The following is a 25,048-nucleotide window of genomic DNA, read 5'->3' as shown; positions in this document are numbered from 1 at the left end:
CGCCATGATTCACATCAAGAATACTTGAATAAAAAGAATGGGATGAGACAGATGGCTACAAAGTGCCAGTTAACGCCCTGTTAAGGTGTGAGCAACATAATACCGATGCCGCAGCATACCACTTTAATCACTTAAACTAACGCATGATGAAAATGCCATGCGTTGCGAATCACTCTTGAACAGTTTGTTAGTATTCAGACCCAACCTGTTACACCTAACTTAGAAAGAAGTCTTACTTATCAGTTCTCTATCGTTTTGATCCCACAGTTTTGACAGATCGTATGCCGAGAAAACTCATCCATAGAAGCTAAAAATGGACCAACTGCCCAACCTTTGATTAATCCAGCAATAAACTCTTTACGCTTTTGATGTTTTACACCAGCAAAAGGACTTGGGTTCCTAATCAATACGGTAATATGTTTAGATTTAATGTTACAAGAAGAACACTGATATTTGTCTATCTGATGAAGCACTAATTTTCCTCCTGAATACTAACGCCTTGTTAAGGTGTGAGGCACGCAATACCGAAGGTTCCGCATAACACCTTAACCACTAAAGCCAACGCATAGTAAAAATGCCACGCGTGCCGAATCACTCTTGAACAATTTGTTATACGAATTTTTTCAGTGCCAACACTTGCTGTTCAAATAACTCACAATCTGACTTTGAGTATGACTTAGCGACATTACCCCATTGAACGCCCGTTTCATCTATGTGGCGAAACTCGACTTGAAGGGCATATTTAGAACAACGAAAAAGAGCAAAAACCAAACCTACAACCGTCAGACTAAGAACTAAAACTAGTAGCCATTGTGGCACCTCTTCCAACCTTGGAATAACTAACCAAACTGCCCCTGAAAAAACACACACCCAGAATAAAACTTGACCTAAATTATCAAGAAAACTTAACTTTTTAACCCTAACATTGTTTATCTTAGACAAAGGATATGAGTCTTTCTTAAACCTGAACTCTTTTGAATCCAAGCTAAAATCAGTATTTTTGTACATAATTTCCCTCTATTCGTATAACGCCCTGTTAAGGGGTGAGCAACGCAATACAAAAGCCGCCGCATACCACCTTAACCACTAAACGCAACGCATATTGAAAATGCCACGCGTTGCGAATCCCTCTTGAACAGTTTGTTAGCCGCTCATTCCCAAAGGTTATTGCTTGCTCAATAGGAGCTTACGCAAGTCTCTCTCAGCACGCATAACAAACAGAATAAATACTTTGTCGCCGTCTTGTTTATAGAAAATACGGCACGGATTAACTACAACTTCACGATAACTTAGATGTTCTAGTTCAGGCGGAATGCGACCCGATTCAGGGAAAGACTCTAAGCGCTCGACTTTAGAAAAGATCGCTTGAACCAATTGTTTTGCAGCTACGATATTTTCAAGTGCGATGTATTCAGCGATATCATTGAGGTCGGATAGCGCTGGCTCAGTCCAGATTATTTCAGCCATTTTGACATTTTGTTCTTGGCTTCATCGTGACTCACCACTTTACCGTCAGCTAATGCACGTTCACCTCGTGCAATCCCCTCAAGAATAGCTAAACGATTTTGCATAAACTCGTAATCATCAACATCAACCAGATATGCGGATGGCTTACCATGTTCGGTAATTAACACTGGTTCTTTAGTGTCGTGGAGATCGGCAAGGATCTTTGTTGCTTGGCGTTTGAGTGATGTAACTAGTTCTACTTTCATGAGAGCTGCTCCAAAGGAATACTAAAGTGATACTATTCTATCACTTTGAGTATAGCAAGCTCCATGACGGCTAACGCCTTGTTAAGGTGTGAGGCACGCAATACCGAACCCTCCGCATAACACCCTAACCACTAAACCTGACGCATAGCAAAAATGCCACGCGTGCCGAATCACTCTTGAACAATTTGTTAGCAGTTTTTTCTACACAAAATTATGCTTTTATCGCATACACCGTTATGTGGTTTGAAGTTTCACGCTCATAGACACTGACATGAAGCACTTGGAACCCTGCTTTCTCTAGTTCAACAACTAGATCACTTTCAGAGGTAACATGACGATATGGACTGCCATCCCTATAAGTTTCATAGCTAATTTCATTTTTAGAGCACAAGCTACTGACAAAAAATACCCCGTTTTCAGACAGTGAACGATAAACATGACTCAAAAATATGACTCGATCTGCACCGATAATGCAATGCAAGCAATTACCGTCAATAACAACATCATAACGTTCTGGAAGTTCAAGAGACGCTACCGTTAGGTCCGCTAAATAATAATTACCCTCGACTCCTGTTGCTCTGGCTTTTTCCTTTGCCCATTCAATTGCGGTTGGTGAAATATCTATACCTGCCACCTCAAAGCCTAACTTCTGGAAAGCTCTGCAATGATGTCCTTCACCGCAACCTAGTTCGAGCAGTTTACCTTGCACCGTTCGTTTAAATAGCTCGAGAAAACGCTCAACTAAAACTGCTTTAGACATTCGCTCGTTGCCACCCCAACCTTCCCAGCCAGCTTCGCGAGCTTCAACATACATGTCTTCATGAACTTGGTAGTTTTGTTTCATATTCATCCTTGACTGCTAACGCCCAATTAAGGTGTGAGGCACGCAATACCGATGCCGCCGCATAACACCTTAATCACTAAAGCCAACGCATAGCAAAAATGCCAAGCGTGCCGAATCACTCTTAAATTGTTTGTTATAAGCCGCCCTTAAGCATTACGAAAGCGCTCTATTTCACTAGACCAACGCACTGAAATATCAAACAGTTGGTAGCAAAGTGCTCGAATACACTCTGGTGTGAAAATCATATACTCCTGATTTACAAACTCAAAAACGTTGCCATGGCATAAATTGTTTCTTACTCGAACGACCTCGACCATTTCAAAGTTAGGCTTTTGGCTTTCTAGACGTGCCACAAAATTATTTTCACCATCAAAGGCTAACTTTGTAACATCCAACCCGATCTCACGCGCATTTAACAACAAATTATTACTTAAGCATTTATATGCTGATGGTTCTGTGTATACGTGTGGGGAGTTTTGGTTGTTAATAATGACCCTTATAGTTGATTCAATTCCATTTAAAAATGATACAACAGCAGGTAGATAAAGCTCATTGTGCGCAGCTTGAGCGCCTTGAATGAAATAGAAGTGACATTCTGCCATTTGAATTTGTTGGGCATAAGACGTTGTATCAAAATCCTTGCCATTTAGATGCACTATTGCTTCCATGTATACTCCTAGGCTTATAACGCCGCGTTAAGTGGTGAACAACGCGACCACCCAACCTAACCCTTTGTGCCGTAAACACTAAAGTTGAATCAAACTGAAAATGCCAAGCGTTGTGAATCCGTCTTGAACGCTTTGTTATGCGTATGTTTTTGATATATCCGTATAGGTTATTTGATTTGTAGGATTTAGAAATTTGTTGAACTCGAATTTCGCCACTACATTTTCGGCATCACGCACCGAACCTGACGCAATTTCCTCGCTATCGTATTCTAAACAAACATCCAGATCGATAGCTGCTTCAGAAAAAATACTTGCAAGGTCTTTCGCCAAGGTTTTTATGAGTTCTTCCTTGCCCTTAAAGCCATGAAACTTGGTAGTAACCATTGCCTTCCCCATTCTATGTACCCTTTTAAATCATTACTTTACCACTAAAGGGAACGATAATCACACATACGCATAACGCCGCATTAAGTGGTGAGCAACGCAGACCACTGAACTTAAAGCATTGTGCCGTAACCACTGAAGTTGAAACAAACCAAAAATGCCGAGCGTTGGGAATCCGTCTTAAATGCTTTGTTATGTGCGTTGCTGAATAATTACTTGCCTTTCGCTTCAGCATAATAATTAAAGTCACTTGTTCCATTTGATGGCTGACGATTGGGTTTAGCGGTCTGATCTTTATGTTGCCGTAAAAGCTCTTTCTGATAATGCTTTAGAGGTGGGGCTGAACGTGTACTCTTTATTTTCTGAGACCAGCCTCGCTCAAAGTCATTATACTCTTGTGAATTTCGCGGATAGGGATTTTCATAATGTTTAGCAGCATAACCTTTTTTATACGCTTCCGTACGTCCCACCATAATTATTGAGTACTCCTTATTTTTGGTCATAGCACATAACGCCCGCTTAAGTGGTGAGCAACGCTATCACGATACTCAATTATTGCACCGTAAACACAAAAGCCAAATCAAACCAAAACCGCCGAGCGTTGCGAATCCATCTTAAAGCGTTTGTTATGCGATTTTTCAAAGATTGTTATTAAGCCTTTGATTAAGCTCCCATAAGGCTATTCTGTTTGAGTCATATTTCAAAAGTTCACTAGCCTCTTGAAAACCACACCAACGAAATTCTGTATGCTCATTTGATAGCTGAGGCTCAGTAGACACTCGAACTGAAAAAGAATATTCAGGCACTACAAACTGATGATTAGTCCAATTTCATGACCCGCATAGTACACTTTTGGGAGCATACACATTGAGTCCAATTGCTGCCAATCACAGCCAATTAAACTAGTTTCTTCTATAAGTTCACGCTTTGCTGCCTCGAGAATGGATTCACTATCTTCACCACCGCCTGAAATAGCTTGCCATACACCATTATCACTTCGTTTTCCGATTAAGTAACGAGGTTGTTCAATGAGTATTTGATACGGAAATACTAATACTTGAAATGGTGCTCTCATTGGTTTTTCCTCTAATCGCATAACGCCCAATTAAGTAGTGAGCAACGTCACCACCACACCTAAACCATTGTGCCGTAAACACTAAAACCGATTCAAACCAAAAATGCCAAGCGTTGCGAATCTGCTTAAATTGTTTGTTATGCGAATTCATGCGCATAAGCCAAGTTGGGTAAATGAAGATTACCTTAGACACGAAAAACCACAAACAAACCAAGCACTTTTTGTGATTCACTGAACAGCCGAAGCCACTGTGTTACAGACCAGCTTCCAACAAGTGACTAATGGTGAACTCCAGCTAGTGACTAAGCTTTTGCTCCGAGAAACTCAACCCGGCAGAATACCAGCGAAGAAGAACTACCGATAAAATTGCCCTTACCACACTTTACGCCAGCCAAACTCGCCACGAACCAACACTGAAAACCAATGAGGCAACCCACGCACTTTGACATGTTTTACGGCCTGAGTAATTCAAGAACTTGGGCCGACAATGCTAAATTGCCGGCACCGAAAACCGACTGCCAAAGAGAGCGAGAAAGAGAGATATAGAAGATTTTTTGCTCAGTCGCATAACGCCGCATTAAGGGGTGAACAACGCCACCACCCAACCTAAGCTATTGTGCTGTAAACACTAAAGTTGATTCAAACCAAAACTGCCAAGCGTTGTGAATCCCTCTTGAATGCTTTGTTAGTTGCCAAACCTAAAGCTTTGATTTGAAATTGATTGCCGCTTTGCCAACACTGTCTTTGTGTGTTTTGAAAACTCAAATCAGGCGCAGTTTCAAAGCGACTGTCACTGAAACCACTTGGAACAAACAACGCCGTAGAAAACGGGCTAACAACACCAAAAAGCTCATTTGAAAAGACAATATCACAGAGCTGACTCTCAACAAGTGAATCGGCTTCTGAAACGGCAAACCAAACTAGGAAAAGAACGAAGCTCAATTTCCGCGAGCCAAGATCCCGAAGTTCGAAGTGCAGAATCAAGCAAAGCACACGAACGATTAGACCTAAACACTCTGTTTTAGCTGCGATTTTCTCGTTGGCAACTAACGCCTTGTTAAGGTGTGAGGCACGCAATACCTAAGCTTCCGCATACCACCTTAACCACTAAAACTAACGCATAGTAAAAATGCCACGCGTGCCGAATCGCCCTTGAACAATTTGTTATGGTGATTTTTGTTGCATATGACGCAATTTAAATTTAAAGTACGCCACCCTGTTATTTGAGATGTATCAATGAAACACCTTCTACTATTAATTTCGCTTAGTCTGTCTACAAATGCACTTGCAAACTGCTATGGATCTGACTCTTACAAGACTTGTTATGACGACAATGGAAATACGTACAACGTCCAGAAATACGGCAACACTACGTCTGTTCAAGGTTACAACAGCCAAACTGGTTCAAGTTGGAATCAAACTAGCACTTCTGTAGGTAACTCGACTTACACCAACGGTACATCTGCTGATGGTAATTCTTGGAACAGTACAACGAATAAGATTGGCAGCAATACATACACAACAGGCACTGACTCAGAAGGAAACTACTTTTCTTCAACTTGCAACGAGTACGGCTGCTTCTAGCTCTAATTAACTCCAGTCTCTCTGATCTGGAGTTAAATCACCATAACGCCGCATTAAGGTGTGAGCGACGCTTGGCTATACTTGAGCGAAGCGAAAGCGCCAAGCGTTGCGAATCACTCTTAAATGCTTTGTTATGCGTTTTCTCGATTCCATTCTGCGCTTTTGTTCAGAAAAATCAGTTCTTCTTCAACGTAGTTTCTTAAAGACTCAGGTTCAATTGGAAGGTATGCTATTTTGATTGTATGCCCCCTTCGTACTAGATCTTTTACAGATTCTAACTTAGCTCCAGTTTTAGCATGCTTAGTTATCAAATGATTTCTTAAGCGTTGCCTTGCCAGTCTTCGAGTAGTTTTACCAATGTACTTCAGAGTCGGCTTATCATTGTTGTCTTCTAACTCAAAAATTGCGTAAATATTTGCTGAACCTGAAACTGAATTAAGAAGGGCTTCGTTCTCTTCTTCTATGGATTTTACATTCCAGCTACTAACAGAATTTCGAGGGTATTGGACAACTGAATGGTTTTCCTCATTGTGAATAAAGTCATTGATAGATAGAACGAATTCGTTTAGTTGAGCAATACCTTCAAATTTCATTTCTATTCCTCTAAATCACGTAAAACGCATAACGCCCTGTTAAGGTGTGAGCAACGCAACACCGATGCTGCCGCATACCACCTTAAACACTAAACACAACGCATAGTAAAAATGCCACGCGTTGCGAATCACTCTTAAACAGTTTGTTAGTCGCGAGGCACCGAGCGACAATTTTAAGCCAAACTAAACTTTGCGAACAACGAACTTTATGTGCTTTGATGCATTTAAGTCAGACGTAGTCTCAAAGCGACTATTCAATGAAACCACTTGGAACAACCAACACCGCAGAAAACGGACTGACAACACCAAAAAAGCACTTTTGGAAAACCAATCTCACAGTGCTGACTTTCAACAACGTCACTGAAACCACGTGGAACTTACAACACCAGAGAAAACGTCTTTTCAGCGAGTATATCTGCTTTTGAACCGACAAGCTCACCGAGCAAAGTTGCAACCAAAAACAGACTCTCGATTGCCCTGCTCTGTCAGTACCAAAGAAAAAAACGCTAGAACACTTGCAAAACTTTGGACTTAAAACAGCTGAAACTGAGTTTTGACCATCGGCGATGAACCTGTGCACCAGACAAGCAACTGCCAGATTTTGAGCTTAGAAACATGATTTTGATTGCTAGCTTTTTCTGGCGACTAACGCCCTGTTAAGGTGTGAGGTACGGCACACCGATGTTTCCGCATAACACCTTAACCACTAAAACTAACGCATAGTACAAATGCCACGCGTGCCGAATCACCTTGAACAATTTGTTATGTATAATTGGGCAATACTTTGAAATTCTTCTTCACTTGAAACAACTCTTCCCCCCTCTATGAATAGAAGATGTTCGACTGGTAGCTGGTCTTCTATAAGAGCACAAAGGTCTTGAACAGATTTAGCTATACCAAAGCTACATTCACATACCCTTTTTATCAGAGTACCCATTGATGTATCAGCTTGATTAGCAGCCAAATTATCAATATCTTGATCAACCCAAACATTGGCATTTGGGGGAACGCCCTTATAGTTGACAGCTATATCATGCAAAATACACGTCGAACCACTGTCATTTCTATTTCCATTCGCACAACCATTTGCTTTGCTAGAGTAAAACTGCTCCCAAATAGCAAACCCCATATTAAACGGCTTAATCTGGCGCGCTAATTGGGTGGAAAAATGAGATACTTGAGGTGTTTTACTCGTTTTAAGATAATCCCAATTCAGTCGATCAGTTTTAGCTTCGAACAAACAGAGTTTACACTCACGAGTATCATGGTCGACTAATATTATACAAGCATCAACGCCCCATGCTTGTTCTGCATTAGCTGGTAGCTTTTGTGCAACTGTAGTTGCTCGTAAAGGAAGATGAGTATTTATAATTCGACGAATATGTGCGGTCAAATTAGACGTATAATCATTTTCGTCAACTACATACCCTAAATTAAAATCGGTTCTGATTTCTGCATCCGCTATATTAATCAAATGCTCCAATTCAAAACGAATTTGATAATCAAATAGTGCCATATTACCTCTCTTTATACATAACGCCGCGTTAAGTAGTGAGCGACGCCTACACCTAACTTAAACCACCGCACCGTAAACACAAAACTCAATTTGAACCGAGAATGCCATGCGTTGCGAATCTGCCTTAAACGCTTTGTTATGGCGCAATTCTCAAAGATGGCCACCGAACTAGCCACCCTTTTGAACTCACACGATTTTCAAAGGTTTCTCGTAACCTTTTAGGATTATGTGTGACCCAGTAACTAAATAGGGATTCAAAGCCAAAAGCAGCAATACACTCATACTTATTTGACCCTACTTGACGAACTGCAACCGCTGTTTCTTTTTCTGGCCAGTAACTCATTGCATCCAACGAGCTTTGATAGGGTTCATCACCATTACGCTCATTCATTGTCGCTTGATTACGCACTTGCCAGTTAAGTTTGGGCATGCGGGCTTTAAGAAGCTCTTCGTAATCCAAGTGGGCACTGGAGTTAGATTCTATCGGATCAAAGTAGATGACATCGACATCATTTAAAGGCGTCGGTTCATTGAAATTATGCAATGAATCCCAAACTAAGTTTCGAACAAAACCTGCAGCAATATAGCATTGGGGCAAGCCTAGTTGGGACACATGTGCAAGTGCCTCAACTCTTATTGGATCTTGTTTAATTAATTCTACGATTTTGTCCATTTTCGCCCTGCGCCATAACGCCCTGTTAAGGTGTGAGCAACGCAATACCGATGCCGCCGCATAACACCTTAATCACCTAAACCAACGCATAGTAAAAATGCCACGCGTTGCGAATCACTCTTAAACAGATTGTTATGTGTTTTTACATGACGTGGCCATCATCCAAAATCACCCTCAGGTCTTCACCATGCTTTAAGAAGTCGAAAAGCAGTGTGAAATCACTAACGACACCATTAAGCGGCAAATCATATTCAACTCCCCACCCAGAGCCGTTGTCGTACTCGAAGATGTCGTTTCTTAGAACCCCTGTGACGGTTAAAGGACTTGTTATAACTGGGAGCTGGTTGTCGCCAAAATGGTCAAACCTGACCATTTCAAAATCTTCTAAACTCCACTTACTTCTAGAGTTATCTAATGGTTCATCAAGGAACGAAAAAGCATACTCTGCTTCTCCTGACGCGCATAAATCTATCCAATCTCGAACAAACGCTATGAGCTCCTCCTGACTGGATTCAATCGTAGGCTTTTTCATTGACGACTCCTTTTGTGAGAAACACATAACGCCCTGTTAAGGTGTGAGCAACGCAATACCGAGGCTCCCGCATACCACCTTAACCACAAAACCTAACGCATAGTAAAAATGCCACGCGTTGCGAATCACTCTTAAACAGATTGTTATGTTTGTTTTTCCAGTTTGAGCTCACCTGTCACTTTAGCCACTCGTAAAGCTACCGCAAAACAAACTAAATAAGGGCTGATATACCAAAATACTTGCTCAATCGGATGTTTGACTTGCGCGAGCTTAGTCTCGTCGTATCGCTTTTTTTTGCTGGTTGTATTGCTCAAACATACCATTAACCCATGTAACATCTTCCTCAACCCATTTTAAATTGAGTCCTGAGGTAGAAAATAGATTCAGGTCCAATGTTGGCAGTAAATTGAAATCGAGGGATTTTAGATGCTTAGCAACCGATAAATACCAACTGCATGGGTCGGAGTATCCATCTTCACCACCAACAGATATAAGGCCAGAACACATATCACTTTTAATCTGCCGAACTGAAAACTCGTGAACTGATTCGAGAATGGTTACCGCTCGTGTTTGCTCGGTGATAGCCCAATTACCAGCAACTGCTGCACGAATTTCAGAAACTGCACCCAGCATACCCACACCTGCTAGCAGAGGCCAAAGGTAGTCAACATACTTCCACTTACGCTTACAGAGATTAAAGCCACACCAGATTGGTAAATGGAAAGCTAATGCTAAACCGCAGGTGAGCAAAACAAAGTGAAGTGAGTTGGAGAGCATGAACTCACTCTCGAAGAAGCTTTCCATAAACTATCAAATTTCCTCTAAAAACATAACGCCCTGTTAAGGGGTGAGCAACGCAATACCGATGCCGCCGCATACCACCTTAATCACTTAAACCAACGCATAGTGAAAATGCCACGCGTTGCGAATCCCTCTTGAACAGTTTGTTAGTGCGCTTTTTCAGCGATCCCCTACCCCTTGAGCGCGTTACGCCAATACTCGACCGTTTTATCTGAAACCATGCCGGTTTCTCTGGCTGCAGCCACTAGAAACTCACACAAGTTAGCTGCTATCTGCTCATTACCGAGTAAATACAAACAACGAATTGCTCGGGTCAGGCGGAGTTGGTTGTGGTCATGACTTTTAAGCCAGACGTGGTTGGCAGGACTTAGTTCCAGTAATGAAGAAATTTCACACCCATTTCGCTGCAATCCCCAAAACTCAAGTAAAAGGTCGAGTGCTTTTAAGTGAGCAATGCGCAATTCTTCTGAGTTAGCAAAAGCCTCTCGATCTGCTTGAGTTACCAAAGGAGCATGTTGATTGAACTTAGTACCCTCATCAATTGGGAAAAGAACTTGAATATACTTATGATCATGCTCTAGCCAGAAGTGGTTGTAAGCTAACAACTGCTCTACATTGCGACCAAATTTATCTGGAGCTTTACCAGATATGAAACGAGCAATTTCACTCATTTTAAATCCTGCTAATTGTAATTTTTATCTTTGCGCACTAACGCCTTGTTAAGGTGTGAGGCACGCAATACCGAAGCTTCTGCATACCACCTTAACCACTAAAACCAACGCATAGTAAAAATGCCACGCGTGCCGAATCACTCTTGAACAATTTGTTATGTTGAGATGTTAAGCAATGCGTTCATGACTATCTAGCATCTTCACAGGCAACTGGTTTTCAACTAGAAAATGGTAAAATCTTAGATCTTCAATTAAGTCAGGAGTAGCTAGTTCAAAGTCTTGATATGTCTGATTTTTGAAACGAAACCTTACCGTATGTTCAAACCTTTTGGTTTGCGCATACAAAATTTCATTAATATCAGCAGTATTTATACTTGTACCTAAAAGAGATAAACTATTACCATCAAGCACAACTTCTAGCGACTGTTTCGGTTTGGATGTTAAATACTCAGCAGCTAAAGATACAGCACAAAAAAATGCGATGTATCCTAATTGTGTTAAAAATGGAGCCTTAGATATCTCGACTAAGTAGTAAGCAAACATGCCACAAATTAATACTCTAGTGACAAAGCTATACATTAATTTAAAACTGACCAATTTACTTTGTTTCAATAAAGTTTTCATAACTCCCTTCTCAACATAACGCCCTGTTAAGGTGTGAGCAACGCAATACTGTGTTTCCGCATACCACCTTAAACACTAAACGCAACGCATAGTAAAAATGCCATGCGTTGCGAATCACTCTTAAACAGTTTGTTATACGCTGCTACGCAAAATTTTCAAAATAGACCTGTATATCTTCGTCTAGTTTTGTAAACGCTAAAATCAACACAACAGAGTGATTTACAAACAAAGTCGTTTTTTCAGGATCATTCCACGTCTTTTCATCATATTTACCACCATGGAACAAGTTGTTTCTTATTGTTAAAACTACATCACATGCTTTTTTAAGTTCTGGAGCACCTGCATCTAAGTTAAATTTATCCCAATAAGTATTGAAAACTTCCTCACCGCTTTGATTAGTCTTATTAGTTTTTTGTTTATTTGGCCGTGTTTCTTCCGATGTTAAGTAAATATAGCTTTCTTGAATATCTTCATTAACACTAAATTCAGTTTTGTATTTCGTTACGAACTTATCCCAACTTGGTTCGGCTACTTTTTTATCCTTTAGGTAGCCAGACTCTTTTAGAGCGAACTCAAATCTAGAAAAAACAACAAAGAAGTTAAAAATGTCATCTTTTAGCCTTTGTTGTTTACGAGCATCCTGCGAAAACATCTGAAGAAATTGTTCTATTTTTTTCAATTTTTGCATAATTTTCCTAAAGCGTATAACGCCTTGTTAAGGTGTGAGGCACGCAATACCTAAGTCTCCGCATACCACATTAACCACTAAAACCAACGCATAGTAAAAATGCCACGCGTGCCGAATCACTCTTGAACAATTTGTTATGCGCGTTCTCCACGATTGAAAGCAACTACAGTAGCGCGTAATTTAGTCAGCTTAAACTCTGTAAGTAACACTGTAACAAAAGACAATATAGAAACGGAGATAAGTGCAATATTTATCAAAGCATTACCACTAAACTCATAAATACCTGACAGACCAATAAATAGCAAAAGACAGGCAATTATCGATAGAATCGAATCATTAGTTTTCACTTTATACTCATCAGCAGGTATATCTTTTATTATCGAAACCGGATTTGAAAGCCCGTCAAGCCGAACTGCAATTTTTCCTTTTTTAATTTTGACTTTTAGGCCAGAACTTCTTAACGAATTAGCTAAATCTTCCATGATTGATTATCTCCATTTCTGCGAGCGCATAACGCCCTGTTAAGGTGTGAGCAACGCAATACCGATGCTACCGCATACCACCTTAAACACTAAAACCAACGCATAGTAAAAATGCCACACGTTGCGAATCACTCTTAAACAGTTTGTTATGCGTTTCCTTCCAACAAGCTGCTGTCATACCAGATATCTTCGTAGCCATTGTTATCTATTAAGAAGCGATAGCCAGGAGGCAAACCTAGATAAGCTTGCACTTGAGGTAGGTATTTAACTATATGCTCAACATGTAGCGGGTCAAAGAAGTCTGCGTTTGAAGATAACTCTTCACCGCACCAGATATACCAACCATTAGTACCATTTTCGGGAGCGACTCTCATACCATTAATAGGAATCTGACTTAAGGTAGAGAGTGCAATTCCTAGTTTGCTACCGGCTTCCGGATGTTCCTTTGCTAAATCTTTAAACTGATTATCCAACTCTTCCTCCTGACGCATAACGCCCTGCTAAGGGGTGAGCAACGCAATACCGATGTTGCCGCAAACCACCTTAATCACTAAATTAAACGCATAGTAAAAATGCCACGCGTTGCGAATCCCTCTTGAGCAGTTTGTTAGTTTGCAAACCCAAAGCGTTGATTTACGTTATTTTAAACTTTGTAAACAATAAGCTTTAAGTGTTTTGATGCACTTAAGCCAGGCGTAGTTTCAAAGCGGCTACTCAATGAAACCACGTGGAACAAACAACACCGCAGAAAACGAACTTACAACACCAAAAAGCGCTTTTGGAAAACTAATCTCACAATGCGGACTTTCAACAAAGTCACTGAAACCACGTGAACTTACCACACCAAAGAAAACGTCCTTGCAGCAAGTAAATCGGCTTTTGTATCGACAAACTCAACGAGCAGAGTTTCAGCAAAAAAGTTCGACTCAGAGAACCCAAAAGTCACCGCACCAAAGAACAAATCAGCCGTTGAAACGATGCCAATTTTGGATTTTTACCACGCTAGTTAACACTGTAATTGAAAGCAGATACGACAGCTTAAACTTTGAACTTTTACCACTAGATCTTGCGATATAGCTGCGTTTTTCCTCTTGCAAACTAACGCCTTGTTAAGGTGTGAGGCACGCAATACCTAAGTCTCCGCATACCACATTAACCACTAAAACCAACGCATAGTAAAAATGCCACGCGTGCCGAATCACTCTTGAACAATTTGTTATGCGCGTTCTCCACGATTGAAAGCAACTACAGTAGCGCGTAATTTAGTCAGCTTAAACTCTGTAAGTAACACTGTAACAAAAGACAATATAGAAACGGAGATAAGTGCAATATTTATCAAAGCATTACCACTAAACTCATAAATACCTGACAGACCAATAAATAGCAAAAGACAGGCAATTATCGATAGAATCGAATCATTAGTTTTCACTTTATACTCATCAGCAGGTATATCTTTTATTATCGAAACCGGATTTGAAAGCCCGTCAAGCCGAACTGCAATTTTTCCTTTTTTAATTTTGACTTTTAGGCCAGAACTTCTTAACGAATTAGCTAAATCTTCCATGATTGATTATCTCCATTTCTGCGAGCGCATAACGTCCTGTTAAGGGGTGAGCAACGCAATGCCGAAGTCGCCGCATACCACCTTAAACACTAAAACCAACGCATAGTGAAATTGCCACGCGTTGCGAATCCCTCTTGAACAGTTTGTTATGTGCGTGCTTAACCTGAACAACTGTACTCTCAGAACAGCTAATCGATATAAGAGGCGACCGCAACTGGACCAAAATAGAGTTCAAGAGCGAAGTAAAAAAGTACACTTTTAGAGACTTTCTTCTTTAAAAGCACTTTAACCATAAGAAGTGTGACAATGATGTATACGATGGCAACTAACATTCTATCCCTACATGTAGCTTGAGCCTAACCGACAACATTTAGTAACCCGAACAATCAAGATGCTGGAAATGCAAAAAAGATATACAAGACCGCACCAAATACCGAGCCAGCCATGAACAAACCCAACTTAAGTGCTGTACTTTTATCCGATTCCTTTTTGGACATAGTAATTCCTTTTACTAATTTAAAATGACTTGCATACACATCTAAACGTTACGAACACCAAAGCACATAACGCCTTGCTAAGGTGTGAGCAACGCAATACCTTAGCCTCCGCATAATACCTTAAACACATAAACCGACGCATAGTAAAAATGCCACGCGTTGCGAATCACTCTTAAGCAACTTGTTATACCGCTTTGTTGAGGCTAAAATGACCAACATAAAGACCACTTAAGAGACCGATTATATGACCACTAGAATTTTAGCCGATGTTGCTGCAAGCATTACCGAATTGAAAGCTAACCCTATGAAAGTTGCAACTAGTGCTTATGGCGAACCTGTTGCAGTATTAAACCGAAATGAGCCAGCATTTTATTGCGTACCTGCCGAAGCGTACGAAATGATGATGGACAGACTCGAAGATCTTGAACTACTAGCTATTGCTAAAGAGCGTGAATCTGAAGAGAGCATTTCGGTAAATATTGATGACCTATAAACTCGACTTTAAAAAGAGCGCACTCAAAGAGTGGAAAAAGCTTGGCTCTACTCTGCAACAACAATTTAAGAAAAAGCTAATCGAGCGCTTAGATAACCCACATGTTCCAGCTTCAAAACTTTCTGGAGCTGACAACATGTATAAAATTAAGTTGCGTCAATCGGGCTACCGTCTCGTCTACAAAGTTGAAGACGATGTCATCATTGTAACCGTCTTAGCAGTCGGAAAACGAGAACGTAGCGATGTTTACCGTAAAGCCATGAAAAGGTTAGATGATTGATTGCGGTATAACGCCGCATTAAGTGGTGAGCAACGCAGACCACTGCACTTAAAGTATTGTACCGTAAACACTAAATTCAAAGTAAACCAAAAATGCCGAGCGTTGGGAATCCGTCTTAAATGCTTTGTTAGCAATATGGCTTAACCCTATGCACTGAACTCTTCTAATGCTGAAACTGCCGCTTCAGCTTTACCACTTTGAACAAAGATATGGTCGTGATAATAAGCTGCAATGACATTAGCACTAATACCCTTTGATGCTAACTTGCTAGCCACTGCTGCTGTAAGACCTACAGCTTCCAAACTGGAGTGCACCGTCAGAGTTATTTGACTATATGTACCATCAAACGACAAACCTGCCTTTTCTGCCGCTGATTTCTCTAGAACCAAAGTTAAACCCTCAGATTCAATAAACGTGGCAACTGGATTTAGGTCAACATAGTCTGCTAGCACACCAGAAACTGTACAAAACACAAACTCTGATTCCATTAGTTTTGGACTCATCGAACGCAATAATTCGTCTAGGTCTGTGATTCCTGACATATCGGTTTCCTCTTATATTGCTAACGCCGCGTTAAGTGGTGAACAACGCCACCACCAAACCTAAACCATTGTACCTTAAACACTTAAGCTAACTTGAACTGAAATCGCCAAGCGTTGTGAATCCGCCTTAAACGCTTTGTTATGAATCATTTAGTTTGATATATACAACTTGTCTAGGTTCTCCAACCTTAGTGCAATCTTCGTCGATTTGTTCAGCTAGTGCATCACCGTAGTTATCACGAATGTATGCCAGTACTTCTGGGCGACTGAATGTTGATGAGCCTTTAGATTCACCATAGTACACTTTTCCATGCTCAAACTTCACTGCACCATGTTCCTGTAATAGAGGCTTAATTTCGTCTTTAAGTGACTTTTCTTGATTAAGAAGAACTTTGATTTGACGTTTGATTTCAATTAAATCCTGAGCTAGTTGTTCGATCTTTTTTTCATTTCCATAACCTAACCTTTTTATTTTATAACGTTGAAATCTGGGTGATTCATAACGCCCAATTAAGGGGTGAGCAACGCTACCACCCAACCTAAAGCATTGTACCGTAACCACTAAAATTGAAGTAAAAGCAAAAATGCCAAGCGTTGGGAATCCCTCTTAAATTGTTTGTTATGTTTTACCACAAACACATGATTTACTTGAGAAAGAACTGCGATTTCTGACCAGTTTTCTGAACTAAACCACAAGGTAGGAACCGACTTGGCCACCAAAGGCGACCAACCAGAAACGAATAATTCCACTTCCCTGCCCAATGAGGCAACCCAACTAAGAAACAACGAGCGCCCTATCTTTCCAACCAAAGCGCAAAACAATACTGAATTGCCGAATCAACTGCCAAGCCGAAATGCTGATTGGCAAAGTACCTAAAAGCGACGTTAAGCCAGTTAAACAAGAAACCGGCCGACAATGTGGATTTGCTGAGTCTACTAGGGACGAATTGCCAAAGAGACCAAAGAAATAAACGCCAAGAAACCTTTTATTTCTTCTAAATCAAAGTGAAACATAACGCCGCATTAAGGGGTGAACAACGCAAACCACCCAAACTAAACCATTGTGCCATAAACACTTAAGCTGAACTTTGAACCAAAACCGCCAAGCGTTGAGAATCCCTCTTAAATGCTTTGTTATGTTTATTTTCTCGGCCTGCCACAATACCCAGAGAATTGACCTTCACAATCTGCACCAGACTGCTCAATTAAACTTTGGCAAAATGGGCGAACACACTCGTACATTTGAATTGTATATTGTACGTCTAGATCTGCCCCCCAAAAACTATCCATTTGTTCACTAGCTTCTACTGTGTCTTTTACACTTCCGTAGACTGGCTTTCCGTGTGCCATGGTGTCACGAATTAATTTTAGGTTCTTTAAGGCGGCTACTAAGTTACCATCCCGCTCAAGTTCGAGTTGAGCAACAGAGCAAACCTTTTTCAACTTAATATGGTAAGGCTTACGTTCATTCCAGTTTTTAACTACTCTATGACCTACAAAATTTATGGTAGCTTCTACAGCTAAGGCCATAAACAAAACCGAACTTTGACAGTCAAGAGTGATGCCAACCCTATCGCCCGAAGCATCTTTTTCTAGCGCAGTCGTCAAATGATGAAACGCAATATTCCAAAGGTCATTGTGAGGATATATATAGTAAAAAGCTGCCATAAAACTCCATAAACATAACGCCGCATTAAGGGGTGAACAACGCTAACCACCTAACTTAAACCATTGTGCCGTAAACACTAAAGCTAATTCAAACCAAAACTGCCAAGCATTGTGAATCCCTCTTGAATGCTTTGTTAGTTGCCAAACTTAAAGCTTTGATTTGAAGTTGATTGCCGCTTTGCCAACACTAACTTTACGTACGTTGAAAAACTAAAATCAGGCGCAGATCCAAAGCGCCTGTCACTGAAACCACTTGGAACAGATAGCGCCGTAGAAAGCGGACTAACAACACCAAAAAGATCTTTTGAGAAGACAATATTACAAAGCTGACTTTCAACAAGTAAATCGGTTTCTGAAACAGAAAATCCAACCACAAAAGAAACCTGAGAACGATTTTCACAAACTCGAACGATTCAAAATTGAAGTACGAAACCCCACCAAAACACACTGACTTTAACTCTAAACATTCTGTTTAAGCTGCATTTTCCTCGTTGGCAACTAACGCCCTGTTAAGGTGTGAGCAACGCAATACCGATGCAGCCGCACACCACCTTAAACACTAAAGACAACGCATGGTAAAAATGCCACGCGTTGCGAATCACTCTTAAACAGATTGTTAGTTGTAATCCCTCACGTCGTGCGTAAGGCTAAAGCCCGCTTCACGTACTAATTTTGATGCCAATAAAATGAATTCTTTAGCTTCATTGTTAGGTTGGTATTTTGAAACGACCTGAATTTCAAATAGCTTGTTCTTTGCCAACGGGTATTGATCAAACACTTCACCAGACTCAATAAATGACAAGTAAAGGTTTAGCTTTTCTTGGAGCAACAGGAGCTTTTCATTTTGGTCATCCCACCCTAAATGATCGGATATAACTAAAGTTACTTTTTCTTCGTCATGCGCAATGATGTCTACTTTATCTAGTTGCTCAATTGTCACGTCTTCTCCATTACAACTAACGCTTTCTATACGGCGATTTGCCGTTTTTATGGCAGGCTACCGCCTTCTTTCTTATCAAAAGCGCTATCAATCGTAGCACTTATATGTATGAAACAAATAGAAAAACAGTATGAATATGTGTGGTAGCGCGCGCAATTAGTCGGCGCACAGCACGCTAATTTCAAAAGTGGTGATACATTAACAGAACTGTATAAATAAACAGGTTAATTTATCATGAAAAGTCAGTTTTTACTTAGTGTAAAAGAACACATGCTTACGCGTCATTATGCGAATAAAACTATCGAAAGTTATCTATTTTGGATAAAACGCTTTATCACTTTTCACCAGCTTGCACACCCATCAACACTAGCAGAAGATGATGTCATTCAATTTCTGAGTTACTTAGCGGTAGAAGAAAAAGTTGCGGTAAAAACGCAAGCTTTGGCGCTGAACTCAATATCATTTTTATATCGTGATTATTTCAAAACCCCACTATCACTTGATATGAGATTTCAGAAATCCTTGACCGAAAAGAAACTTCCCGTTGTATTAACCAGGGAGGAGATCCGAAGATTCGTTCAGCATATCGACCCGAGGTATAGACTCCATATTCAGCTGCTTTACGGCTCAGGGCTTCGAGTTATGGAATGTTTACGCTTAAGAGTTCAAGACATCGATTATGATTATGGTGCAGTTCGCGTTTGGCAAGGAAAAGGAGGTAAAAATCGTACAGTCACATTAGCCAAAGAACTGCATGAACCACTCAAAGCTCAAGTTAATTTAGCAAGAAACTATTACTTTAAAGATAGGCACATGCCTGGTTATGCGGGCGTATACATCTCTGAAGGTTTACGACGTAAATACCCAAAAGCGGAGCTAGATTTTAACTGGCACTTTTTGTTTCCATCAACAAAGTTAAGCGCAGATCGAGACACTGGTGAACTCAGAAGGCATCATATCAATGAAAGCGCAATACAAAGAGCAGTAAAGCGCGCGGCAAGCGACGCAAGCATTGAGAAAACTGTAACTTGCCACACACTAAGACACAGTTTTGCCACGCACTTATTGGAATCTGGCGCAGACATTAGAACTGTTCAGGAACAATTAGGGCATACTGATGTGAAAACCACGCAAATCTATACTGCATTTCATCATGTCAACCACAAAAGCGCACGGCCATTGGTGAACTTAAAATAAATCAATAAAAATCAATCAATTAAACCAGCCACTCTACATAAAGCTTCTCCTGCTCATTTCATAGATGACCAAAATAAACCCTAAACATTCAAAAATGCATGCTTAACTCGCCCCATTCTTGCCCCAAATTTGCCCCATTTATCACAACAAAAAAGGAAGCAATGGCTACTATAAAAAACGTGCATTAATAATAATTTGGGCAGACCTTTGCAACAAGGCAGATCCCCCCAACGGAATTAAGCAAATATACGTCAACTAAAGAAGAATTAGTTGGTAAGGGGAACACATCCCCTAACCCTGTACAAATGTAGCAGTAAGCTGAGCTCTAGCTCCTTGCTTTCCGCCAGTCATGACGACTCTATCTAATGACCACTCCCCTTGCATGTAAAGTGGGAATTGATTTGAAGTTTTGACTATACCCTCCGCATAGAAACGAGGGTTGGCAGGAAGGTCGAGACGAATCTCTGTTCCGGTTCGTTCGACCTTCCTCAGCTCATCCTGAGCAGCTTGCCTTGCTTGGTCCGCGCTCTGATACGTTTGAGTAAGCTTCTTGAATGGCTTCATGCCTACCATTTCAATGACTTCTTCACCAGTACCATCATTCCACCAAGCTGCTTTAATGCCTTTAAATTGCTTTCGGCTAGGCATATTTAAGCTGGCATTAGTAAAGCTTTTCTCGGTTGGTTGGTTATTGGCTGGCAAATCGATATACACAGGATCGAGTGCTTTACCTGATAGGCTTTTTACTTTACCTCGACGAGCAAGGACATAAAAAGGTTCAACAGGCTTGGCCACCGCATCATACTTTCGTGCCAAACGAGTTAAGAATGACATATCGGTCTCATCCGTTTGGTCTACATGCTCGACTCCTATTCCATCCAACTCGGGATCGACTCTCGGACTCAAATCATGACGACTAACAACTTCACGAAAAATACCGCCTAATGTGCCACTGTACGTTTGCGAACGACGCTGTTTAAATTCCGTTTGGTCGTTAACCTGAAAAGGTGCTGCCGTGGCTACAATAGTAAAAACGTGCGGAAATAACTGAGGTGTGATTCGAGTAATGGTGAACTGACCACGACTGAACCACTGGATAGGCTCATCATCCGCAATACCAATATCAAAGCCTATAGTGACACCTTCAGGTGGTAGCGAATCCATATCTGGCGCAGCCACTTTCAGCTTAATTTGATCGGTTTCCTCACCAGAAACGTCAATGAGCTGCCACGTTTGAAGGTATTGATTAATGACTTTACTGCCCTGTCCGGTTGTACGGGCAATAACTCGAGTTGCTAATCCCATATCGTAACCACTCTCTCTGGCTCAGGCTCTGATTTAGCCTCGACCGTTGGTAATTCGATTCGAGTTCCAGTGGGAAGAATAACGGGTAACTGATTGAGGTGAGGATTCAGAGCATACAACTGACGCTCCAAATCATCACCATCGTCCTGAAAATAACGATACAGGACATCACCAACCGTATCACCAACCACACTTAATGCGACAGTGCTCAATTGGCAAACTCCTCAAACGTAATGGTGAAACTCACAATCATAGGCGTACCATCATCAATCACATCTTTCTCATCGTCGTTGAGTGACATGATCTTCCATAAGCCCATGTTGTACCCATAATCATCTGTGAGCAGAATCGGCGCTCGCAGACGCTTAATTTCTTTCAGTCTTCGAATAGAAGCTCGGCCTTCAGCTCCAAACCACTTCCCTTTAATTGTTTTACCATCTAACGGTTCATGCGTGTTTTGACTCACCGCTTTACCGTCCATAATATCCAAATTCACCCAACCACCTTGGCTGGTCGTCGAAAGCGTTTCGTATTCGGTGCCGCTTGCGACACCGAACACAAACGCTTCTATGTTTTTGGATGGGACAGACAAAATTAGCTGCTGCCTCATACATCACTCCTATCTGAAAGAGAGCCGTCCATCGCTACCGATAACGAACCAGAACCCATCATGCCTTCAGCCATCATCATATCTTTCAACTTAGCGACCAAACGATTCAGCATATCCTCGTCCTGTTGAGGATTGCTTGAGGATGGTGGGATAGTTAAGTTAATTTCGACCTTGCGGTTATCTTGATTTGTCTGAGAAAGCGACTTCGCAATACTATCCGGTGACGGCAGCACACTCGTCGGCTCGGGTAACGTTGCCAAGCTTGAGCCGCCATCAGGACTATTCTGCAATGCATCAGCTTGCAACTGTCTAGTAGGTTGAGTTAATCCGTCTTTTGCTTTGTCCAGCGTCGCAGCTTTCGCGGTTAGAGTTTCCTCTTCATCACTCGAAAACAGACCAGCAACTTTCGTCCCTAGCCACTCGCCAACTTCACCACCGGCTAAGCCACCAAGTGCTCCACCGACGACCGTACCTATACCTGGTAAAATCGCGGTCCCAATCGTTGCACCTAATGCCGCACCACCCAAACCGCCAGCCATATCACCTGCAGTACCACCGATTTCTTCTGCACTACCGTTGTTGATAACGGAAGTTAATGCCGCGCCCTGCAGCATGATATTGAGTGGTTTGAATAGTTTCCCTGCGGTGCCTGCAATACCTGCCATCATGCCTTTTAATGGCAAAGAGCTAGCGACATCACCAGCTACTGTTGCCGCATCAGCCCCCATCAGAGCCAAATCAGCCGCATTAGCACTTGATGTAAGTAGTGATAAAGCCGTACCGCCACCGAGAACAGCAGCTCGCTTACCCCACTTCCCTTTTGCAGAACCATTAGAAGACGCAGCAAAGGCTGGTACAGGCGCACCCATGCCACCCATAGGAAGGAAATCAGTTAATCGACTACCAAGATCAAGCAGGCGTCCAAATTTGCCACGCCGACGCGATAGTCTTGCTCTTCTCGGACGAGATTTGCGTCGACTGGCAGTGGATGCCCCATCACGTTGATAGCGATTGCGACCACGGCCACCATTGTTACCAAGGTTATCCAACGTTTGATTTAAACGAGAAAGGCGTGATGTCGCTTTCTGAGCTGACTCAGCAGTGCTATCTAAACCAATACCAAGCTTCGCCTTACCTAAATCAGCATAGTTCTTACCCTGACCGAGTAATAATTTACCAGTTTTAAAGGCTAAGGCTGCACCTTTTACAGCGACCAAGGCTGCAGGAATCGCCATTAAGGCTGCGGTTGTACCTGGTGCCGATTGCGCGGCTTCTGTTAACCATGTAACTGCTGGCGTGACGGTATCAAGCACATCACCTACAACAGGCAACATGCTTTCGCCTAACACCGTGAACAGTCCAGTGATGGAAGCAGTAAAGGCGGATATTTTCCTTTGAGCAGTCGCTGACTGAACTTCAAACTCTTTCTGCATTGAACCAGCAAAGTTGGTGTCCTGCTCTACCAACTTGAACGCTTTACGGAAGTTATCCAAGTTCTGCAGAAGAGGGGCGATTGAGCCGATAGACTCGGACCCGAACAGGTTTTTCATCAAGGCGGTTTGAACGTCGGCATCTTGGTCTTTAATAGCCAAGAGCACCTGCTCTACCGTCTTAGGTGCATTTTCCTGCATATCTCGCGCGAGGTCTGCTGGATCAAAACCCAACGTCATCAACGCATTTTTTTGAGCACCACTGGCCGAGTCGCCAGCCGTTAAACTTAATAGCAAGTTCTTTGTCGCGGTAGCCGCGATTTCTGTACTTGCCGAACCGGATAACACTGCAGCTGATAGTGATGCTGCTTGAACCTCATCAAGACCAGCGTTGGTGATAACTGCCCCTTGACGAACGAGCACTTCGGTCACATCTTTTGCCGTGGTTGCCATGTTGTCACCAACATAGTTCACCGCATTCGCCAGGTTAACCGCTTGGTCCTGACTAAGATTCATCGTCGTGCGCCATTTCATCATTGACGCGCCAGCTTCATCGGCGGTCATATCAAAGGCCACCGACATTTTTGCTGCGGACTCAGCAAAGTTAAACAGCTCATCTTTTTTGATGCCGTTACGAGCACCCTCGGCAATGATTGCAGAAAGACCTTCTTGAGTAACACCCAACTTAGGCGCCTCAATAACAATCTTTTGCTTCATTACTTCCAGCTCTTCGTCGCTGGCATCATTCACGGCTTTTTTTACATCAGCAAATGCTGATTCAAAATCGACAGCGAACTTAATAGGCACTGCCAGAACAGCACCTTTCATTGCCAAATCTAACGCCTCGCCCCCTAATTCAGAGCGAGCCATCTTATTCGACTCAATCTTTGCAGACGCAGCCTGTACCGATTTCAGCTTGGCTTTCTGCTTATCCAATGCAGCGTTCGCAGCCGTAATATCACGCTTAATCTGACGTTGTGCTTCACCAAATTTATGCGCCTGAATACCAGACTCATTTAACTTGGATTTCAGACCATGAAGCTTTGTTCTCTGAGCGTCATAATGCTTATTGAGCTGGGAAACTTCATGGCGAGATTTTTCATAGGCGGCTTCGGTTTTACTTAGTTGAAGCTGATGTTCGGTAAGGTTCGAGGTATTGAGTTTTAACTCTTTGCGAGCCTCTTTAATCGACAATCGCAGCGCTTTGCTTGGATGCTCCGTCGCTCGCATCTGAGCTTCAAGGTTTTGAAGCTTAGTTTCAGAACTGACAACCGCTGACTCATAACCTTTTGTTTGAAGACCGAGCTCTTCTGTCGATAAAGCAAGCTGTTCAGCTTTTAGCTTAGCCGTTCCCATTTGAGTGGACGTCTCAGCCAAGTCTCGCTTAATGTCAGCATAAGACTTCAAACTGGCGGCGTTGGCGTTCAGCTTTTTGATTTCTGCTGACTGCGCTTTTACATCTTCAGTCAGTGAATCAAACGAGGCACTAGCCGCCTTGAGTGGCGCAGAATATTGGTCAATCGCTGCGATGGCAACTTGATACTTAGATTGATTACTCATTGCTGCTTCAACCTTTCAATTGCCAAATAAAAACGGCGCACTGCCACGTCTGCTGGTAGTGCGCCTATTTGCTCATCGTTATAGGGATAAACGAGCGGCAGATAATCACAGAGCG

Annotated in this window: 34 protein-coding genes and 1 pseudogene; 5 read left to right on the top strand and 30 right to left on the bottom strand. The window is 41.9% G+C overall.

Annotated elements, in window-relative coordinates:
- Nucleotides 1–239: 239 nt before the first annotated feature.
- The 10 genes and pseudogenes from R7040_RS18405 to R7040_RS18360 form a co-directional block, all read right to left on the bottom strand.
- Nucleotides 240–473, bottom strand: coding sequence for a hypothetical protein (locus R7040_RS18405; RefSeq protein WP_064354070.1), 234 nt, complete (start codon nucleotides 471–473; stop codon nucleotides 240–242).
- 136 nt (nucleotides 474–609) lie between these two features.
- Nucleotides 610–1,008, bottom strand: coding sequence for a DUF6232 family protein (locus R7040_RS18400; protein ID WP_318096925.1), 399 nt, complete (start codon nucleotides 1,006–1,008; stop codon nucleotides 610–612).
- 156 nt (nucleotides 1,009–1,164) lie between these two features.
- Nucleotides 1,165–1,467: a type II toxin-antitoxin system RelE/ParE family toxin gene (locus tag R7040_RS18395; RefSeq protein ID WP_064354072.1), complete on the bottom strand. Its 303-nt coding sequence runs from the start codon at nucleotides 1,465–1,467 to the stop codon at nucleotides 1,165–1,167.
- Complete coding sequence (locus R7040_RS18390) at nucleotides 1,455–1,712, bottom strand: type II toxin-antitoxin system Phd/YefM family antitoxin (protein ID WP_021458101.1); 258 nt, start codon at nucleotides 1,710–1,712, stop codon at nucleotides 1,455–1,457. The genes R7040_RS18395 and R7040_RS18390 overlap by 13 nt, the downstream gene beginning before the upstream one ends.
- Before the next feature lie 211 nt (nucleotides 1,713–1,923).
- Nucleotides 1,924–2,562, bottom strand: coding sequence for a class I SAM-dependent methyltransferase (locus R7040_RS18385; RefSeq protein ID WP_042524094.1), 639 nt, complete (start codon nucleotides 2,560–2,562; stop codon nucleotides 1,924–1,926).
- A gap of 140 nt (nucleotides 2,563–2,702) precedes the next feature.
- Nucleotides 2,703–3,224, bottom strand: a complete 522-nt coding sequence (locus R7040_RS18380; RefSeq protein WP_042523666.1) for a hypothetical protein — start codon at nucleotides 3,222–3,224, stop codon at nucleotides 2,703–2,705.
- A 135-nt stretch (nucleotides 3,225–3,359) separates the two neighbouring features.
- Nucleotides 3,360–3,608 carry a hypothetical protein gene (locus R7040_RS18375; protein ID WP_141135633.1) on the bottom strand — a complete coding sequence of 83 codons (249 nt, stop codon included), beginning with the start codon at nucleotides 3,606–3,608 and terminating at the stop codon, nucleotides 3,360–3,362.
- Nucleotides 3,609–3,820: 212 nt separating this feature from the next.
- A complete protein-coding gene (locus R7040_RS18370) occupies nucleotides 3,821–4,111 on the bottom strand; it encodes a hypothetical protein (RefSeq protein WP_141135634.1) in 291 nt (96 codons plus the stop codon).
- 135 nt (nucleotides 4,112–4,246) lie between these two features.
- A pseudogene (locus tag R7040_RS18365) lies at nucleotides 4,247–4,683 on the bottom strand (NUDIX hydrolase).
- 639 nt (nucleotides 4,684–5,322) lie between these two features.
- Nucleotides 5,323–5,760: a hypothetical protein gene (locus tag R7040_RS18360; RefSeq protein WP_198039110.1), complete on the bottom strand. Its 438-nt coding sequence runs from the start codon at nucleotides 5,758–5,760 to the stop codon at nucleotides 5,323–5,325.
- 159 nt (nucleotides 5,761–5,919) lie between these two features.
- On the opposite strand from R7040_RS18360, the gene R7040_RS18355 reads away from it, so the two are divergent.
- On the top strand, nucleotides 5,920–6,267 hold the full coding sequence (locus tag R7040_RS18355; RefSeq protein ID WP_041061974.1) for a hypothetical protein: 348 nt from the start codon (nucleotides 5,920–5,922) through the stop codon (nucleotides 6,265–6,267).
- 131 nt (nucleotides 6,268–6,398) lie between these two features.
- Here R7040_RS18355 and R7040_RS18350 read toward each other — a convergent pair whose 3' ends face one another.
- The 11 genes from R7040_RS18350 to R7040_RS18300 form a co-directional block, all read right to left on the bottom strand.
- Nucleotides 6,399–6,860 carry a GIY-YIG nuclease family protein gene (locus tag R7040_RS18350; RefSeq protein ID WP_025796455.1) on the bottom strand — a complete coding sequence of 154 codons (462 nt, stop codon included), beginning with the start codon at nucleotides 6,858–6,860 and terminating at the stop codon, nucleotides 6,399–6,401.
- Between the two features lie 745 nt (nucleotides 6,861–7,605).
- Nucleotides 7,606–8,376, bottom strand: coding sequence for a hypothetical protein (locus R7040_RS18345; RefSeq protein ID WP_064354077.1), 771 nt, complete (start codon nucleotides 8,374–8,376; stop codon nucleotides 7,606–7,608).
- Between the two features lie 136 nt (nucleotides 8,377–8,512).
- On the bottom strand, nucleotides 8,513–9,049 hold the full coding sequence (locus R7040_RS18340; protein WP_064354078.1) for a nucleotidyltransferase family protein: 537 nt from the start codon (nucleotides 9,047–9,049) through the stop codon (nucleotides 8,513–8,515).
- A gap of 142 nt (nucleotides 9,050–9,191) precedes the next feature.
- Nucleotides 9,192–9,581, bottom strand: a complete 390-nt coding sequence (locus R7040_RS18335) for a hypothetical protein (protein ID WP_064354080.1) — start codon at nucleotides 9,579–9,581, stop codon at nucleotides 9,192–9,194.
- A gap of 270 nt (nucleotides 9,582–9,851) precedes the next feature.
- On the bottom strand, nucleotides 9,852–10,385 hold the full coding sequence (locus tag R7040_RS18330; protein ID WP_258623860.1) for a hypothetical protein: 534 nt from the start codon (nucleotides 10,383–10,385) through the stop codon (nucleotides 9,852–9,854).
- A gap of 167 nt (nucleotides 10,386–10,552) precedes the next feature.
- Complete coding sequence (locus R7040_RS18325; RefSeq protein ID WP_064354082.1) at nucleotides 10,553–11,053, bottom strand: opioid growth factor receptor-related protein; 501 nt, start codon at nucleotides 11,051–11,053, stop codon at nucleotides 10,553–10,555.
- 168 nt (nucleotides 11,054–11,221) lie between these two features.
- On the bottom strand, nucleotides 11,222–11,677 hold the full coding sequence (locus tag R7040_RS18320; protein WP_318096924.1) for a hypothetical protein: 456 nt from the start codon (nucleotides 11,675–11,677) through the stop codon (nucleotides 11,222–11,224).
- 142 nt (nucleotides 11,678–11,819) lie between these two features.
- Complete coding sequence (locus R7040_RS18315; protein ID WP_318081321.1) at nucleotides 11,820–12,365, bottom strand: hypothetical protein; 546 nt, start codon at nucleotides 12,363–12,365, stop codon at nucleotides 11,820–11,822.
- Between the two features lie 134 nt (nucleotides 12,366–12,499).
- Nucleotides 12,500–12,847, bottom strand: a complete 348-nt coding sequence (locus R7040_RS18310; RefSeq protein WP_031780756.1) for a hypothetical protein — start codon at nucleotides 12,845–12,847, stop codon at nucleotides 12,500–12,502.
- Between the two features lie 146 nt (nucleotides 12,848–12,993).
- Nucleotides 12,994–13,338 (bottom strand): hypothetical protein, encoded by a 345-nt coding sequence (locus R7040_RS18305; protein WP_033905622.1) that lies wholly within the window; start codon nucleotides 13,336–13,338, stop codon nucleotides 12,994–12,996.
- Between the two features lie 725 nt (nucleotides 13,339–14,063).
- The gene (locus R7040_RS18300; protein WP_031780756.1) at nucleotides 14,064–14,411 is read right to left on the bottom strand and encodes a hypothetical protein; all 348 of its coding nucleotides are present in this window, start codon (nucleotides 14,409–14,411) and stop codon (nucleotides 14,064–14,066) included.
- A gap of 741 nt (nucleotides 14,412–15,152) precedes the next feature.
- Here R7040_RS18300 and R7040_RS18295 point away from each other — a divergent pair.
- Together R7040_RS18295 and R7040_RS18290 are read left to right on the top strand one after the other, a co-directional pair.
- Complete coding sequence (locus R7040_RS18295) at nucleotides 15,153–15,401, top strand: type II toxin-antitoxin system Phd/YefM family antitoxin (RefSeq protein ID WP_005377003.1); 249 nt, start codon at nucleotides 15,153–15,155, stop codon at nucleotides 15,399–15,401.
- Nucleotides 15,391–15,681 (top strand): type II toxin-antitoxin system RelE family toxin, encoded by a 291-nt coding sequence (locus R7040_RS18290; protein WP_005377002.1) that lies wholly within the window; start codon nucleotides 15,391–15,393, stop codon nucleotides 15,679–15,681. The genes R7040_RS18295 and R7040_RS18290 overlap by 11 nt, the downstream gene beginning before the upstream one ends.
- Before the next feature lie 146 nt (nucleotides 15,682–15,827).
- Here R7040_RS18290 and R7040_RS18285 read toward each other — a convergent pair whose 3' ends face one another.
- Together R7040_RS18285 and R7040_RS18280 are read right to left on the bottom strand one after the other, a co-directional pair.
- Nucleotides 15,828–16,223, bottom strand: coding sequence for an ACT domain-containing protein (locus R7040_RS18285; protein WP_017821429.1), 396 nt, complete (start codon nucleotides 16,221–16,223; stop codon nucleotides 15,828–15,830).
- Nucleotides 16,224–16,362: 139 nt separating this feature from the next.
- Complete coding sequence (locus R7040_RS18280) at nucleotides 16,363–16,761, bottom strand: hypothetical protein (RefSeq protein WP_318081322.1); 399 nt, start codon at nucleotides 16,759–16,761, stop codon at nucleotides 16,363–16,365.
- A 171-nt stretch (nucleotides 16,762–16,932) separates the two neighbouring features.
- Here R7040_RS18280 and R7040_RS18275 point away from each other — a divergent pair, with 171 nt between their 5' ends.
- The gene (locus R7040_RS18275; RefSeq protein WP_318081323.1) at nucleotides 16,933–17,100 is read left to right on the top strand and encodes a hypothetical protein; all 168 of its coding nucleotides are present in this window, start codon (nucleotides 16,933–16,935) and stop codon (nucleotides 17,098–17,100) included.
- Between the two features lie 263 nt (nucleotides 17,101–17,363).
- On the opposite strand, the gene R7040_RS18270 is transcribed toward R7040_RS18275, so the two are convergent.
- The 3 genes from R7040_RS18270 to R7040_RS18260 all read right to left on the bottom strand — a co-directional run bounded on the left by R7040_RS18270 (nucleotide 17,364) and on the right by R7040_RS18260 (nucleotide 18,831).
- Nucleotides 17,364–17,891, bottom strand: coding sequence for a hypothetical protein (locus R7040_RS18270; RefSeq protein WP_318081324.1), 528 nt, complete (start codon nucleotides 17,889–17,891; stop codon nucleotides 17,364–17,366).
- A 134-nt stretch (nucleotides 17,892–18,025) separates the two neighbouring features.
- Nucleotides 18,026–18,265 carry a hypothetical protein gene (locus tag R7040_RS18265; RefSeq protein ID WP_069547417.1) on the bottom strand — a complete coding sequence of 80 codons (240 nt, stop codon included), beginning with the start codon at nucleotides 18,263–18,265 and terminating at the stop codon, nucleotides 18,026–18,028.
- Nucleotides 18,266–18,507: 242 nt separating this feature from the next.
- Nucleotides 18,508–18,831: a DUF6572 domain-containing protein gene (locus tag R7040_RS18260; RefSeq protein WP_077200549.1), complete on the bottom strand. Its 324-nt coding sequence runs from the start codon at nucleotides 18,829–18,831 to the stop codon at nucleotides 18,508–18,510.
- 234 nt (nucleotides 18,832–19,065) lie between these two features.
- Between R7040_RS18260 and R7040_RS18255 the strand changes: the two genes are divergently transcribed.
- The gene (locus R7040_RS18255; protein WP_318081326.1) at nucleotides 19,066–20,028 is read left to right on the top strand and encodes an integron integrase; all 963 of its coding nucleotides are present in this window, start codon (nucleotides 19,066–19,068) and stop codon (nucleotides 20,026–20,028) included.
- A 291-nt stretch (nucleotides 20,029–20,319) separates the two neighbouring features.
- Here R7040_RS18255 and R7040_RS18250 read toward each other — a convergent pair whose 3' ends face one another.
- The 4 genes from R7040_RS18250 to R7040_RS18235 are packed head-to-tail and all read right to left on the bottom strand — an operon-like array spanning nucleotide 20,320 to nucleotide 24,933.
- Nucleotides 20,320–21,333 carry a phage late control D family protein gene (locus R7040_RS18250; RefSeq protein ID WP_318081327.1) on the bottom strand — a complete coding sequence of 338 codons (1,014 nt, stop codon included), beginning with the start codon at nucleotides 21,331–21,333 and terminating at the stop codon, nucleotides 20,320–20,322.
- Nucleotides 21,324–21,545, bottom strand: coding sequence for a tail protein X (locus tag R7040_RS18245; protein ID WP_137282157.1), 222 nt, complete (start codon nucleotides 21,543–21,545; stop codon nucleotides 21,324–21,326). Before R7040_RS18245 ends, R7040_RS18250 begins: the two co-directional genes overlap by 10 nt.
- Complete coding sequence (locus R7040_RS18240) at nucleotides 21,542–21,943, bottom strand: phage tail protein (protein ID WP_257888580.1); 402 nt, start codon at nucleotides 21,941–21,943, stop codon at nucleotides 21,542–21,544. The genes R7040_RS18245 and R7040_RS18240 overlap by 4 nt, the downstream gene beginning before the upstream one ends.
- The gene (locus tag R7040_RS18235) at nucleotides 21,940–24,933 is read right to left on the bottom strand and encodes a phage tail tape measure protein (RefSeq protein ID WP_318096923.1); all 2,994 of its coding nucleotides are present in this window, start codon (nucleotides 24,931–24,933) and stop codon (nucleotides 21,940–21,942) included. The genes R7040_RS18240 and R7040_RS18235 overlap by 4 nt, the downstream gene beginning before the upstream one ends.
- Nucleotides 24,934–25,048: the final 115 nt, after the last annotated feature.

The organism is Vibrio sp. 1069 (assembly GCF_033340555.1).
This window is presented reverse-complemented; position numbering and strand designations above follow the sequence as displayed.

Coding starts and splice junctions, on each gene's coding strand:
- R7040_RS18400 (WP_318096925.1), bottom strand. CDS start 1,008: ATGTACAAAAATACTGATTTTAGCTTGGATTCAAAAGAGTTCAGGTTT.
- R7040_RS18395 (WP_064354072.1), bottom strand. CDS start 1,467: ATGGCTGAAATAATCTGGACTGAGCCAGCGCTATCCGACCTCAATGAT.
- R7040_RS18390 (WP_021458101.1), bottom strand. CDS start 1,712: ATGAAAGTAGAACTAGTTACATCACTCAAACGCCAAGCAACAAAGATC.
- R7040_RS18385 (WP_042524094.1), bottom strand. CDS start 2,562: ATGAATATGAAACAAAACTACCAAGTTCATGAAGACATGTATGTTGAA.
- R7040_RS18380 (WP_042523666.1), bottom strand. CDS start 3,224: ATGGAAGCAATAGTGCATCTAAATGGCAAGGATTTTGATACAACGTCT.
- R7040_RS18375 (WP_141135633.1), bottom strand. CDS start 3,608: ATGGTTACTACCAAGTTTCATGGCTTTAAGGGCAAGGAAGAACTCATA.
- R7040_RS18370 (WP_141135634.1), bottom strand. CDS start 4,111: ATGACCAAAAATAAGGAGTACTCAATAATTATGGTGGGACGTACGGAA.
- R7040_RS18355 (WP_041061974.1), top strand. CDS start 5,920: ATGAAACACCTTCTACTATTAATTTCGCTTAGTCTGTCTACAAATGCA.
- R7040_RS18350 (WP_025796455.1), bottom strand. CDS start 6,860: ATGAAATTTGAAGGTATTGCTCAACTAAACGAATTCGTTCTATCTATC.
- R7040_RS18345 (WP_064354077.1), bottom strand. CDS start 8,376: ATGGCACTATTTGATTATCAAATTCGTTTTGAATTGGAGCATTTGATT.
- R7040_RS18340 (WP_064354078.1), bottom strand. CDS start 9,049: ATGGACAAAATCGTAGAATTAATTAAACAAGATCCAATAAGAGTTGAG.
- R7040_RS18335 (WP_064354080.1), bottom strand. CDS start 9,581: ATGAAAAAGCCTACGATTGAATCCAGTCAGGAGGAGCTCATAGCGTTT.
- R7040_RS18330 (WP_258623860.1), bottom strand. CDS start 10,385: ATGGAAAGCTTCTTCGAGAGTGAGTTCATGCTCTCCAACTCACTTCAC.
- R7040_RS18325 (WP_064354082.1), bottom strand. CDS start 11,053: ATGAGTGAAATTGCTCGTTTCATATCTGGTAAAGCTCCAGATAAATTT.
- R7040_RS18320 (WP_318096924.1), bottom strand. CDS start 11,677: ATGAAAACTTTATTGAAACAAAGTAAATTGGTCAGTTTTAAATTAATG.
- R7040_RS18315 (WP_318081321.1), bottom strand. CDS start 12,365: ATGCAAAAATTGAAAAAAATAGAACAATTTCTTCAGATGTTTTCGCAG.
- R7040_RS18310 (WP_031780756.1), bottom strand. CDS start 12,847: ATGGAAGATTTAGCTAATTCGTTAAGAAGTTCTGGCCTAAAAGTCAAA.
- R7040_RS18305 (WP_033905622.1), bottom strand. CDS start 13,338: ATGCGTCAGGAGGAAGAGTTGGATAATCAGTTTAAAGATTTAGCAAAG.
- R7040_RS18300 (WP_031780756.1), bottom strand. CDS start 14,411: ATGGAAGATTTAGCTAATTCGTTAAGAAGTTCTGGCCTAAAAGTCAAA.
- R7040_RS18295 (WP_005377003.1), top strand. CDS start 15,153: ATGACCACTAGAATTTTAGCCGATGTTGCTGCAAGCATTACCGAATTG.
- R7040_RS18290 (WP_005377002.1), top strand. CDS start 15,391: ATGACCTATAAACTCGACTTTAAAAAGAGCGCACTCAAAGAGTGGAAA.
- R7040_RS18285 (WP_017821429.1), bottom strand. CDS start 16,223: ATGTCAGGAATCACAGACCTAGACGAATTATTGCGTTCGATGAGTCCA.
- R7040_RS18270 (WP_318081324.1), bottom strand. CDS start 17,891: ATGGCAGCTTTTTACTATATATATCCTCACAATGACCTTTGGAATATT.
- R7040_RS18255 (WP_318081326.1), top strand. CDS start 19,066: ATGAAAAGTCAGTTTTTACTTAGTGTAAAAGAACACATGCTTACGCGT.
- R7040_RS18250 (WP_318081327.1), bottom strand. CDS start 21,333: ATGGGATTAGCAACTCGAGTTATTGCCCGTACAACCGGACAGGGCAGT.
- R7040_RS18240 (WP_257888580.1), bottom strand. CDS start 21,943: ATGAGGCAGCAGCTAATTTTGTCTGTCCCATCCAAAAACATAGAAGCG.
- R7040_RS18235 (WP_318096923.1), bottom strand. CDS start 24,933: ATGAGTAATCAATCTAAGTATCAAGTTGCCATCGCAGCGATTGACCAA.